Raw genomic sequence first — 12,379 nt, forward strand, 5'->3', positions numbered from 1 at the left:
ACACGGCGGTCATTCCGGCCCTAGATTTCTGGTCATGACGCACCGCACCACCTTCGCCAAGTCCGCCCCGAAGGCCTTCAAGGCCCTGATCGGCTTCGACGCCGCCGCCCGCGCCGGGCTCGACCCCGCGCTGGTCGAGCTGGTCCAGATCCGGACCGCGCAGCTCAACCGCTGCGCCTACTGCCTGCACATCCACACCTCGGACGCCCGGAAGGCGGGCGAAAGCGAGGAACGGCTCAGCCTGATCGCCGTCTGGCAGGAGGCCGCCAGCTTCTTCAGCGAGCAGGAGCGGGCGGCGCTGGCGCTGACCGACGCCGTCACGCTGATCTCGGCCGGCGGCGTCCCCGACGACGTCTACGCCCGGGCCGCCGGCCGGTTCGGCGAGGAGGAGCTGGCCCAGCTGCTCGCGCTGATCTTCGCCAGCAACACGTGGAACCGCATCGCCATCACCACGGCGAAGGTGCCCGGAACCGACGAGCGAGCCTGACGCGGGAAACGCGGAAGAACCACCATCCCCGACGATGGTGGTTCTTCCGCTGCCGATCCTCAGTCCGCGAGAGCCAGCAGATCCTCTTCGACGACCGGTTCCTCGACGACGCGCTTGCGGGCCACCAGACCGCTGATCGCGACCAGCAGGCCCAGCACCGCGATGCCGGTGACGACGCTCAGCGCCGGCGTCAGCCCGGTGAGCAGGGCGGCGGGCGACGCCTCACCGCCGCCGTTGGCGGTCAGGACCGCCGTCACCACCGCGAGCCCGATCGCGCCGCCGACCTGGAGCGACGTGTTGAGCAGGCCGCCGGCCAGGCCCTGTTCGTCGTCGGAGATGCCGTTCGTGCCCTGGATGTTGAGCGAGGAGAACGCCAGCATGAAGCCGATGCCGAGCAGGACCATGCTGGGCAGGACGTAGGCCGCGTAGCCCGAGTGCTCGTCGACCCGCAGGAACAGCGCGTACCCGATGACGTGCGCGACGACGCCCGCGAAGATCGTGCGCGGGGTGCCGACGCGGTCGATCAGCGGCTCGATGCGCGGCGAGCCGAACGCGACGATCAGCGCCGCCGGCAGGAAGCCGAGCGCGGTCTGCAGCGCGGACCAGCCCAGCACCCGCTGCAGGTAGAGCATCACGACGAACTGGAACCCGATGTACGCGCCGAAGAACAACGCGCCGCCGAGGTTGGCGCGGGCCAGCGGCCCGGAGCGGAGGATGCCCAGGCGCAGCAACGGGTGGGCGCTGCGCTTCTCGATGAGGACGAACGCCGCGAGCAGCGCGATGGCGACCACGAACGTGATCAGCGTGCGCGGCGAGGCCCAGCCGACCTGCGGTGCCTCGACGACGCCGAACACCAGCAGCAGCGACCCGACGGCGCCGGTGATCGCGCCCGGGAAGTCGTACCCACGCCCCTCTTCACGGCGGTAGGACGGGATCAGCTTCCAGGCGGCGACGAACGCGACCACGGCGATCGGCGCGGGCAGCAGGAACGTCCAGCGCCAGCCGACCTCGGTCAGCAGCCCGGAGAAGACCAGCCCGGCGGAGTACCCGCTGGCGCCGAAGACGGCGAAGATGCTGATCGCCTTGTTGCGGGCGGGGCCCTCCCGGAACGTCGTGGTGATGATGGACAGCGCGGCCGGCGCCGTGAACGCGGCGGCCAGGCCCTTGATGAAGCGGCTCGCGATGAGCAGCGCGCCGTCGTCGACCAGGCCGCCGAGCAGCGAGGCCAGCGCGAACACCGCGACCGCGACGAGGAAGACGCGGCGGCGGCCGAGCAGGTCGGCGGTGCGCCCGCCGAGCAGCAGCAGCCCGCCGTAACCCAGCACGTAGCCGCTGACGACCCATTGCAGCGCGGCGGTGGACAGGCCCAGGTCGGCCTGGATGGCGGGGAGGGCGACACCGACCATCGACACGTCGAGCGCGTCGAGGCCGATGACGATGGACACCGTGAGCAGGACACCCCAGAGGCGCGCGTCCCACCGGGTCGAGGTGGTGGACAGGTCCGCGGAAGAACTCATGACGGCGACAGTACATGCACGCGCATCTAATGTCTAAGCATTAAATGTCATTGCATCAGATGCCTGCGCATGCTAAGTTGCTCGCCGTGAGCGACGTCGCTGAGCAAGGTCTGGTCGAAGACGGCCTGGTGCAGGAGTGGCACGAGCTGCTGGCCCGCTACTCGGCCGTGTTCGGCACGCTCGAGTGCCGCCTGCAGGAGAACCACGGGATCGGCGCGAACGAGTTCGAGGCCCTCGAACGGCTCGCCACCTGCGACTTCAAGTGCCGCTCGGCCGATCTCACCGGCGCGATCCACCTCAGCCAGAGCGCGACGTCCCGGCTGGTCGCCCGCCTGGAGAAGGAAGGCCTGGTCGAACGCGCGCTCTGCGACGTGGACCGCCGGGGCATCTTCGTGACGATCACCGAAGCCGGCCGGGAGAAGTACCTCGCGGCGAAGCGGACGCACCGCGAGGTGCTGACCGAAATCCTGGGCTGAGCTGCTGAGCTTTAGCCGACCGGGCCTTCGACGGCCTTCACCTGAAGCTGCTGCTGCGCCCCGGACGCGTCCGACACGGTCAGCGTCAGCTGGTCGCCCGGGTGGTGGGTGTCCATCACGTTCGTCAACGTCGTCGCCGAGTCGATCGCCTTGCCGTCGATGGCCGTGATGACGTCGCCCGCCGCGAGGCCCGCCTGCTGGGCCGGGCCGCGCGCGACGACGTCGCGGACCTGGGCGCCGCCGCCCTGGCCGTCCGACACCGAGACGCCGATGAACGCCGTCTTGCCGATGTGGATCTTGTCGGTCGCGGTGCCGGCGACGATCTGGTGCGCGATGTCGACGGCCTGGTTGATCGGGATCGCGAAGCCCTGGCCGCCCGCGCCGCTGCGGCGGCCGTTGAGCTGGTAGCCGGTGGACGCCGCGGTGTCGACGCCGATGACCTGCGCGTTCGCGTTGACCAGCGGGCCGCCGGAGTCGCCCGACTCGATGTCGGCCTGGACCTGGATCAGCCCGGTGAGCTGCTCGGACGACCCGCTGGACTCGTCCGACGCGGTGATCGACTGGTCCAGCGCGGTCACCGTGCCCGGCGCCGGCACCGGGTCGCCGCCGCGGCCACCCGCGTTGCCGAGGCCGAGGATCTGGTCGCCGACCTTGACCGTCGAGGAGTCGCCGATGGCCGCCGTCGGCAGCCCGGACGCGTCTTCGAGCTGGATCACCGCGATGTCCTCGCTGCGGTCGTAGCCCACGACGTGCGCGGTGTAGGTGTCGCCGGTGCCGATGCTGGTGACCTTGATGCTGGTCGCGCCGGCGACGACGTGGTTGTTCGTCAGCACCTCGCCGTCCGGGGTCAGCACGATGCCGGTGCCCGCGGCGGCCGCGCCCTGCAGGCCCAATTCGGTGTTGACGTTGACGATCGCCGGGTTGACCTTCGCGGCCACGGCGTCGGCGTCGAGCACCGTGGCCGACGCGCTGGGCTGCCCGGAGAAGCCGAAGTCCTGGTTGCCGGACGCGGTGGGGCTGTTCGCCGAGATCAGGTGCCCGATGCCGAGCCCGGCCACCACGGCCAGCGCCACCGCGACGACGGTGACGGTCAGCGTCCGCAGCGGATGCCGCTTGCGCGGCGGCGGCTGGTACGCGGGCGGCGGCTGGTACGCAGGTGGCGGTGGCGGATAGCCATAGCCGCCGCTTTCCTGGCCGTAAAAGCCGTGAAGGGCACCTTCACGGCCATAAGAGCCGTGAGGGGCACCTTCACGACCGTAGAAGTCCTGAGGGGCACCCTCATGGCCGTAAAAGCCCTGAGGGGCACCCTCACGGCCGTAGGGCTGCTGGGGGTAGGGCTGCGGCGGGTACGGGCGGCCCCACTGGTCACGCGGCTGCTGCTGAGGCTGGTAGTAGCCGGACTGGTAGTAGCCCTGCGAGTACTCACCCTGACCTTGGCCGTACGAATCTTGGCCGTACGAATCCTGGCCGTACGGATCCTGGCCGTGGGGGTGGTCGCCGCCGCCCTGTGGCCGTTGGTCGTACTCGCTCATGCCCTTGCTCCCAGCCCTCGGCACGCCTTCGCCATTCCAGCAAACGCCGCGTTCCTGAGAATTTCCTTGTCCGGTTCCATGGAGTTGCTGTGGATGTACCCACCCGAACGCCGGGACCGGACCCGTGTGATCGACGTTACCCTTCCGGGTATGAAGCGCACCGCCGTCCTGCTCGCGGCCGCCTTCCTGCTCGCCGGGTGCAGCGGCACGACCGCCGGGACACCGTCGCCCGCCCCGCAGGCGACCTCCGCCGCGGCCGGCGAGCCGCACCGGCTGGTGTTCGACGTCTCGGGCTCGGCCGTCGTCACCACGCTGACCTGCACCATCGACGGCAAGCCGACCGAAGAGAAGAACGTGAAGCTGCCCTGGAGCCGCACGTTCAGCTTCCCGCCGCACACCGGCAAGCACGAGTACCAGGTCGTCATGCAGTACGCGGACGGCTCGGTGAACGCGACGGCGAAGGTCGACGGCCTGCTCCAGACCAGCAGCAGCGGTGGCGGGGACGGCGCCGGCACCCAGTCGATGAACGGCGACTTCAGCGACTGAGCGCCGTGCGGGTCACCGCCGGATCCGGTCCATCTCCGGGTCGAACAGGGGCTCCGCCGCCACCGTCGCCGGCACCCGGCGGCCGAAGTACTCGATCTCAACGCCGCTCCCGACGTCCGCCGAGTCCGGCAGCCACGCGTACGCGATCGGCTTCCCGATCGTGTAGCCGTAGGCGGCGCTCGTGACGTACCCCGCCGCGGCGCCGTCGACGAACACCGGTTCCTTGCCCAGCACCACGGTCCGGTCGTCGTCGATCGTGAGGCACCGCAGCCGCCGCGACGGCGTCCGGTTCTCCAGGGCTTCGCGGCCGAGGAACTCACCCTTGGCCGGGCGCACCGCGAAGCCGACGCCGGCCTCGTACGGGTCGTGCTCGGTGGTCATGTCGGTGCCCCACAGCCGGTAGCCCTTCTCCAGGCGCAGGCTGTTGAACGCGGCCCGCCCGCCGGCGATGACGCCCAAGGGCTGCCCCGCCGCCCACAGCGCGTCCCACAGCCGCAGGCCGTTGTCCGCGCTCGTGTAGATCTCCCAGCCGAGTTCGCCCACGTAGGACAGCCGCATCGCGACGACCGGCACCCCGGCGATCCGCGCTTTGCGCGCCCGGAAGTACTTCAGCCCGGCGTGCGAGAAGTCGTCCGGGCTCAGCGGCTGCACGAGGTCGCGGGCGAGCGGACCCCAGACGCCGATGCAGCACGTGCCGCCGGTGGTGTCGCGGACCTGCACGCCGGCCGGCTTGTGCTTGACGAAGTGGTCGACGTCGATGTTGCCGTTGATCCCGGCCTGGAACTCCTCGGGTCCGAGCCGCGCCACGGTGACGTCACTGCGCACACCGCCGGCGGAGTCGAGCATCAGCGTGTAGGTGACCGAGCCGACGGACTTGTCGAGCTGGTTGGTCGTCAGCGACTGCAGGAACTCCAGCGCGCCGGGCCCGCTGATCTCGACGCGCTTCAACGGCGTCATGTCGTACATCGCGACGGCGTTGCGCGTCTGCCAGGCCTCGGCCGCCGCGATCGGCGAGTGGAACTGCGCGGACCAGCCGTCACGCGCCGGCGGCAGCGCGTCGTGCGGCAGCTTCTTCAGCAGCGGCGCGTTGGCCTCGAACCAGTGCGGCCGCTCCCAGCCGCCCGCCTCCAGGAACACCGCGCCCAGCTCGCGCTGCCGCACGTGGAACGGCGTCACGCGCAGGTCGCGCGGGGACAGCTTGGGCTGCAACGGGTGCAGGATGTCGTAGACCTCGACGAAGTTCTGCTGCGCCGTCTCGTGCACGTACGACGGCGCGAGCTGCACCTCCTCGAAGCGGTGGACGTCGACCTCGTGCAGGTCGGTCTCCGACCGGCCGTCGACCAGCAGCTCCGCGACGGCCTTGGCGATGCCCGCGGAGTGCGTCACCCAGACGGCTTCGGCGAGCCAGAAGCCGCGGACGTCGGCCGATTCGCCGACCAGCGACTGGCCGTCCGGGGTGAAGGAGAAGATGCCGTTGAAGCCCTCCTCGACCTTCGCCTGCCGCAGTGCGGGCAGCAGCAATTGGCTCTGCTCCCACGACGGCGCGAAGTCGTCCTCGGTGAAGGGCAGCATCGACGGCATGGCGCTGTCGGTCACCGACGGGTCCAAAGTGGACTCTTCGACCGGCATCGGGCGGTGCGCGTAGGAGCCGATGCCGATGCGGTCGACGTGTTCGCGGAAGTACAGGTCCTGGTCCTGGTGACGCAGGATGGGCAGGCTCGCTTCGACCTCGTCGGTGTTGCGCCCGACCAGCTCGTCGATGCGGCCGGTCTTGACGTACTGGTGCGCCAGCGGCAGCAGCGGGACGTCCATGCCGACCATCGCGCCGACCTCGCGACCCCAGAACCCGGCGCACGACACGACGACGTCGGCCGGGAAGTCGCCCTGGTCGGTCCGGACGCCGGTGACGCGCCCGCCTTCCTGCAGCACGTCGGTGACGCGGGTCGAGCCGATGAACTTGGCGCCTCGGGCGGTCGCACGAGACGCGAGGACTTCGACGGCCTTCGCGGCGCGCGCGAGGCCGTCCGTCGGCACGTACAGCGCGCCGAAGATCTGCGAGCCGTCCAGCAGCGGCCAGCGGCGGACGCACTCCTCGGGATCGATGAGCGAACCCTCAACGCCCCACGACGTCGCCCAGCCGTGCTTGCGCTTGAGGTCTTCCCAGCGCGCCGGGGTGGTCGCGACTTCCATGCCGCCGACCTGGAGGAAACAGTCCAGCTCCAGGAACTTCGAGACGGTGTACTTCGCGAACTCCGTCATCGTCTTGGACGCGTTGGTCTGGAACACCAAGCCGGGCGCGTGCGACGTCGACCCGCCGGTGCGCGGCAGCGGACCCTGGTCGAGCACGGTGGTGTCGGCCCAGCCGCGGGCGGTCAGCTCGTCGGCCAGGTTCGCGCCGACGATGCCGGCGCCGATGATCACGACTTTCGGTGCGGTCATGGCGGAACTCCTTCTAGCGGAAGACGACGGTGCTGTTGCCGTTGAGCAGGACGCGGCGTTCGCAGTGCCAGCGCACCGCGCGGGACAGGGCGAGCGCTTCGGCGTCGCGCCCGACGGTCACCAGCTCGCGCGGCGAGTAGGTGTGGTCGACGCGTGCGACCTCCTGCTCGATGATCGGGCCTTCGTCGAGGTCGGGCGTGACGTAGTGCGCCGTCGCGCCGACGTACTTGACGCCGCGGTCGTAGGCCTGGTGGTAGGGCTTGGCGCCCTTGAACCCGGGCAGGAACGAGTGGTGGATGTTGATCGCGCGGCCTTCGAGCTTGAGGCACAGGTCGTTGGACAGCACCTGCATGTACCGCGCGAGCACGACGAGATCGGCCTGGTACTCGCCGACCAGGTCGAGCAGCCGCTGCTCGGCCTCGGGCTTGGTCTCCGGCGTCACCGGCACGTGCTCGAACGGCACGCCGGCCGCCTCGGCCATCGGCCGGAGGTCTTCGTGATTGGACACGACCACGGCGATGTCCGCCCCGAGACTGCCCGCGCGCCAGCGGAACAGCAGGTCGTTGAGGCAGTGCCCGAACTTCGACACCATCACCAGGAGCCGCGGCGGCGTCCCGTCGGAGAAGCCGAACTCCATCCCGAAGTCCCCGGCCACCACGGCGAAGTCACGCCGCAGATCGTCCACTGTGGTCGGTTCGGGTGCGGTGAACGACGTGCGCAGGAACAGCGAGCCGCGGACGTCGTCGTCGAACTGCTGGTGCTCGACGATGTCGCAGCCCTGCCCGACGAGGAACGTCGTGACGGCGTGCACGATGCCCGAGCGTTCGGGGCAGTTGAGGGTCAAGGTGAAGGTCACGAGACGTACTCCGGACTCGCGTCGGCCAGCCAGGCCGTGAAGTAGTTCGCGAACGACTGCCGCACGAGGATCGTGAAGCCGTCTTCCCGGACCATGAGCACGATCCCGGTCCGGGCCAGCAATGTCTGCACACAGGTGCCCGGCGGCGACACCGACGGGTCGAGGTCGATCGAGCAGCCGTGGGCGAGCACGTCCCGCGCGTGCACCCCTGTCAGCTGCACGGTCACCCGCTGCGCGGAGACGTCAACCACGGCGTCACATTCCCGGGAAAGCGCCGCCTCCAGCTCGGCTTGACGGCCGGGTTCGGCGAGCACGAGGTACTCGTCCGGACCCATCCAGAGGACGTCGACGCCGTTGCCGCTGGTGAACGTGCACGGCTCGGGCAGGTCGACGCCGAGCAGGGTGTGTCCGTCCCGGAGACGCACGGTGAGCTGGGTGCGGAACGGTTCTTCGACCGCGTCAGCCGTCACGGCGGGCTCCTTCCTTGTCGAAGAGCACGGATTCGGTCACGGTCACCGGCACCACCTGGTCGCCGACCGGGACGTACAGCGTCTCACCGACGCGCTCCCGGCCCGAGCGCACCAAGGCCAGCGCGAAGGTCCGTTCCAGCGCGGCGCTGTGGTAGCTGGAGGTGACGTGGCCGAGCATCCGCACCGGTGGTTCGGGCACGGTTTCGGACTCGATGATCTGCGAGCCCTCGGGCAGCAGCACCGACGGATCGACGGGCAGCAGGCCGACGAGCTGCTTGCGGTCCGGCCGGTTGTTCTCGGCGCGGGCGAACGACCGCTTGCCGAGGAAGTCGACCTTCTTCTTGGACACCGCCCAGGCCATCCCGAGGTCCTGCGGGGTGACCGTGCCGTCGGTGTCCTGGCCGATGATCGGGTAGCCCTTCTCGGCGCGCAGGACGTGCATGGTCTCGGTGCCGTACGGCGTGGCCCCTTCGTCCACTATGGACTCCCACAGCGCGCGGCCGTACCAGGACGGGACGTTGATCTCGTAGGCCAGCTCGCCGGAGAAACTGATCCGGCAGACCCGCGCCTTGAGCCCGGCGACCTCGGCGTCCTGCCAGGTCATGAACCCGAAGGCGTCGTTGGAGACGTCGAGGTCCGGCGCCAACCGGCCCAGGACTTCCCGGGAGCGGGGGCCGACCAGCGGAAGCGTGGCCCAGTGTTCGGTGACCGACGTCGCGAAGACGTTGAGGTGCGGCCACTCCGTCTGCAGCCACTCCTCCATCCACTCGAGGACCATGGCCGCGTTGCCGGTCGTGGTGGTGACGAGGAACCGTTCTTCGGCGACGCGGATGACCGTGCCGTCGTCGATGACCATGCCGTCGACGCCGCACATGACGCCGTAGCGGATGCGGCCGACACGCAGGTTGCTCATCATGTTCGTGTAGAGCAGGTCGAGGAACGCGGCGGCGTCCGGGCCCTGGACGTCGATCTTGCCCAGGGTGGACCCGTCCATGACGGCGACGTCGGTGCGCGCGGCGCGGCATTCGCGCTGGACGGCGTCGTGCATCGTCTCGCCCGGCCGCGGGTAGTACCACGGCCGTTTCCACTGGCCGACGTTCTCGAACTCGGCGCCGTGCTCGACGTGCCACGGGTGGATCATGGTGACGCGCACGGGATCGTGCAGGTCACCGCGGTGCCGCCCGGCCAGCGCGGCGAACGACACGGGCGTGTACGGCGGCCGGAACGTCGTGGGCCGCTGCGTCGACAGGTCGACACCGAGAGCTTCGGCGGTGATGCCCGCGGCGAGGAGGCCGGACGTCTTGCCCTGGTCGTGCGCGGTCCCGATCGTCGTGTAGCGCTTGATGTGTTCCAGCGAGCGGAGCCCGGCGCCGGTGGCGCGCAGGACGTCCGAGACGGTCGCGTCCCGCTGCTGGTCCACGAACCGGGTGTCCACTTCGGACTCCGGTGCGGGTACCTGCCAGAGCGTCATGGCCTCCGGCAGTCCTTCTCCCGCCGCGGCACCCACGACGCTCACGTTCGGCAGGTCGCCGGCCGGGACGTACGCGCCGAGCCGGGGGTCGTAGCGCAGGGCACCGCGGGCCTGGCTGTAGAGGTGCACGGCCGGGTTCCAGCCGCCGGACACGAGCAGCAGGTCGCACTCGACCCGCTCCCCCCGCATCTCGCCCAGTTTCGCCACGTGGGCGGCGGTGATGTGGGCGTCGCCGTCGGTGCCGATGACGCCGTAGCCCTCGCGGGCGTCGACGATCCGCACGATCTCGGCCCCGGCCGCCGCCAGGTCGGAGGCGGCGTCGTACGCGCTGTCGTTGGTGGTGAAGACAACTACGCGTTGCCCGGCCAGGACGCCGTAGCGGTTCAGGTACGTGCGCGCGGCGCCGGCGAGCATGATGCCCGGGCGGTCGTTGTCCGGGAACACGATCGGCCGCTCGTGGGCACCGGTGGCCAGCACGATCTTTCGAGCCCGGATCCGCCACACCCGCTGCCGCGAGATCCTTTCGGGAGCAGCGGGCTCGCCACGGCGTTCCAGGGCCAGCACGAACCCGTCGTCGTAGACGCCGAACGCCGTGGTCCGCGAGAGGAACCGGACTCCCTCGGGAGCCTCACCGCCGGGCTGGTCGTCCACCAGCAGGACACGACCAGAGGCGGCGCGGGCGGCGGCGAGCCCGGCCGGTCCGGCGCCGACGACCAGGACGTCACAGTGGACGTGCTTGGCGTCGTACCGGGCCGGGTCGGGCTCGGCGGCCAGGCGGCCTTGACCGGACAGGCCGCGCGCGACCAGGCCGTCGTACAGCTCGACCGTCGTCGCGCTCAGCATCGGCTCCGGGAACGGCGCTTCGATCTGCACCAGGGCGTTCGAGTCCTCGACACCCGCCGCGACGATGCCGCGCGGCCGGCCGTACTTGATGCTCGTCGCGACCTGGTGGATTCCGTTGGCCAGCAACGCGGAAGCCAAGGTGTCGCCGAGGAAACCGGTCAGCTCGCGGCCGTCGAAGGTGAACTTGAGCGGGACGCCGGACAGCCGGGTCATGAGATCACCGGCTTCGGCTCGTCGAGGCGGTAGACCGCCAGGAGGTCGTGGGTGCGGGTGTCGCGGACGGCGTTGAACCACCGGCGGCAGCCCGCGGAGTGGCTCCAGCGCTCGGCGAACGGGCCGCTCGGGTTGGCGCGGAAGAACACGAACTTCGCCCAGTCCTCATCGGACAGAGCGGCCGGGTCCTCGGGGTAGGCGACGTGGGCCTGGCCGCCGTAGTGGAACTCGGCCTCTTCACGCGGCCCGCACCAGGGGCAAGAAATCAGTTGCATGTGGACACTCCTAATGCGCCACGGCGGCGGCGCCGTGCTCGTCGACGAGGGCACCGGTGGTGAACCGGTCCAAGGTGAACGGTTCGGCGTACTCGTGCGGCTTCCCGCGCGCGATGGTCGCGGCGAAGACGTCGCCGACCCCCGGGGTGGCCTTGAAGCCGCCGGTGCCCCAGCCGCAGTTGAGGAACAGGTTCTCGACCGGCGTCAGACCGACGATCGGCGACGCGTCCGGGCTGACGTCGACGATGCCCGCCCACGTCCGCAGCAGGTGCGCCCGCGCGAACACCGGGAACAGCTCCAGCGCGGCGGCCATCTGCTGCTCGATGACGTGGAACGAGCCGCGCTGGCCGTAACCGTTGTAACTGTCGATGCCGGCGCCCATGACGAGCTCGCCCTTGTGCGCCTGGGAAACGTAGACGTGCACAGCGTTCGACATGACGACCGTCGGGTGGATCGGCTCCAGCAGCTCGGACACCAAGGCCTGCAAGGGATGCGACACGAGCGGCAGGTCGAGGCCGACCATCTTCGCCAGCACCGACGAGTGCCCGGCGGCGCACAACGCGACCTTGCCCGCGGCGATCCGGCCCCTCGACGTCTCGACCGCGGTGACCCGGCCGCCCGTCGTGGAGATGCCGGTGACCTCGCAGTTCTGGATGAGGTCGACGCCCATCGCGTGCGCCGCGCGGGCGAAGCCCCAGGCTACGTAGTCGTGCTTCGCGATGCCCGCGCGCGGCTGGTAGGTCGCGCCGAGCACCGGGTAGCGGACGTCCGGCGAGGTGTTGACGATCGGGCACAGCTCTTTGACGCCGTCGGCGTCCACCCATTCGGCGTCGATGCCGTTGAGCTTGTTGGCCTCGACGCGGCGGACGCTGTCACGGACGTCCTGCAGAGTGTGCGCGAGGTTGAGCACCCCGCGCTGGCTGAACAGGATCGGGTAGCCGAGGTCCTCTTCGAGGCCTTCCCAGAGCTTGAGGGAGTGCTCGTAGATGCCGGAACTCTCGTCCCAGAGGTAGTTGGAGCGGATGATCGTGGTGTTGCGGGCCATGTTGCCGCCCGCGAGCCAGCCCTTCTCCAGCACGGCGACGTTGGTGATGCCGTGCACCTTCGCCAGGTAGTAGGCGGTGGCGAGGCCGTGCCCGCCGCCGCCGACCACGATCACGTCGTAGGCCGGCTTCGGGTCGGGGTCGTTCCAGAGGAAGTCAGGGTGGTCCGGCAGGTCCGCGCCGGGGGTGCGAGGCATCCGTATCCTCCTGG

Annotated in this window: 11 protein-coding genes; 3 read left to right on the forward strand and 8 right to left on the reverse strand. The window is 70.2% G+C overall.

All coding sequences use genetic code 11. The annotated features are described in order from the left end of the window. The first annotated feature begins 34 nt into the window (after positions 1 to 34). Positions 35 to 487, forward strand: coding sequence for a carboxymuconolactone decarboxylase family protein (locus tag MUY22_RS02725; RefSeq protein WP_247056666.1), 453 nt, complete (start codon positions 35 to 37; stop codon positions 485 to 487). Positions 488 to 546: 59 nt separating this feature from the next. Here the strand turns inward: MUY22_RS02725 and MUY22_RS02730 are convergent, their stop codons facing one another. Further along, a complete protein-coding gene (locus MUY22_RS02730) occupies positions 547 to 2,004 on the reverse strand; it encodes an MFS transporter (protein WP_247056679.1) in 1,458 nt (485 codons plus the stop codon). Between the two features lie 86 nt (positions 2,005 to 2,090). On the opposite strand from MUY22_RS02730, the gene MUY22_RS02735 reads away from it, so the two are divergent. Next, entirely contained in the window at positions 2,091 to 2,480 is a 390-nt protein-coding gene (locus MUY22_RS02735; RefSeq protein ID WP_247056682.1) for a MarR family winged helix-turn-helix transcriptional regulator, read from the forward strand. Positions 2,481 to 2,491: 11 nt separating this feature from the next. Here the strand turns inward: MUY22_RS02735 and MUY22_RS02740 are convergent, their stop codons facing one another. Then, a complete protein-coding gene (locus tag MUY22_RS02740) occupies positions 2,492 to 4,012 on the reverse strand; it encodes a S1C family serine protease (protein ID WP_247056684.1) in 1,521 nt (506 codons plus the stop codon). Between the two features lie 150 nt (positions 4,013 to 4,162). Here MUY22_RS02740 and MUY22_RS02745 point away from each other — a divergent pair, with 150 nt between their 5' ends. After that, positions 4,163 to 4,558: a hypothetical protein gene (locus MUY22_RS02745; protein WP_247056686.1), complete on the forward strand. Its 396-nt coding sequence runs from the start codon at positions 4,163 to 4,165 to the stop codon at positions 4,556 to 4,558. A gap of 12 nt (positions 4,559 to 4,570) precedes the next feature. On the opposite strand, the gene MUY22_RS02750 is transcribed toward MUY22_RS02745, so the two are convergent. From MUY22_RS02750 to MUY22_RS02775, 6 genes are read right to left on the reverse strand one after another with little or no spacing between them, the layout of a single operon-like run. Next, a complete protein-coding gene (locus tag MUY22_RS02750) occupies positions 4,571 to 6,997 on the reverse strand; it encodes an FAD-dependent oxidoreductase (protein WP_247056687.1) in 2,427 nt (808 codons plus the stop codon). Between the two features lie 13 nt (positions 6,998 to 7,010). Continuing rightward, positions 7,011 to 7,853: a formyltetrahydrofolate deformylase gene (gene purU, locus MUY22_RS02755; protein ID WP_247056690.1), complete on the reverse strand. Its 843-nt coding sequence runs from the start codon at positions 7,851 to 7,853 to the stop codon at positions 7,011 to 7,013. Next, complete coding sequence (locus MUY22_RS02760; protein WP_247056692.1) at positions 7,850 to 8,323, reverse strand: sarcosine oxidase subunit gamma; 474 nt, start codon at positions 8,321 to 8,323, stop codon at positions 7,850 to 7,852. Before MUY22_RS02760 ends, purU begins: the two co-directional genes overlap by 4 nt. After that, on the reverse strand, positions 8,313 to 10,850 hold the full coding sequence (locus MUY22_RS02765) for a 2Fe-2S iron-sulfur cluster-binding protein (protein ID WP_247056694.1): 2,538 nt from the start codon (positions 10,848 to 10,850) through the stop codon (positions 8,313 to 8,315). Before MUY22_RS02765 ends, MUY22_RS02760 begins: the two co-directional genes overlap by 11 nt. Next, positions 10,847 to 11,125, reverse strand: coding sequence for a sarcosine oxidase subunit delta (locus MUY22_RS02770; RefSeq protein WP_247056696.1), 279 nt, complete (start codon positions 11,123 to 11,125; stop codon positions 10,847 to 10,849). The genes MUY22_RS02765 and MUY22_RS02770 overlap by 4 nt, the downstream gene beginning before the upstream one ends. Positions 11,126 to 11,135: 10 nt before the next feature. Further along, entirely contained in the window at positions 11,136 to 12,365 is a 1,230-nt protein-coding gene (locus MUY22_RS02775) for a sarcosine oxidase subunit beta family protein (protein ID WP_247056698.1), read from the reverse strand. Positions 12,366 to 12,379 lie beyond the last annotated feature (14 nt).

Source organism: Amycolatopsis sp. WQ 127309, from assembly GCF_023023025.1.
In the GTDB taxonomy this organism is placed as follows: Bacteria; Actinomycetota; Actinomycetes; order Mycobacteriales; family Pseudonocardiaceae; genus Amycolatopsis.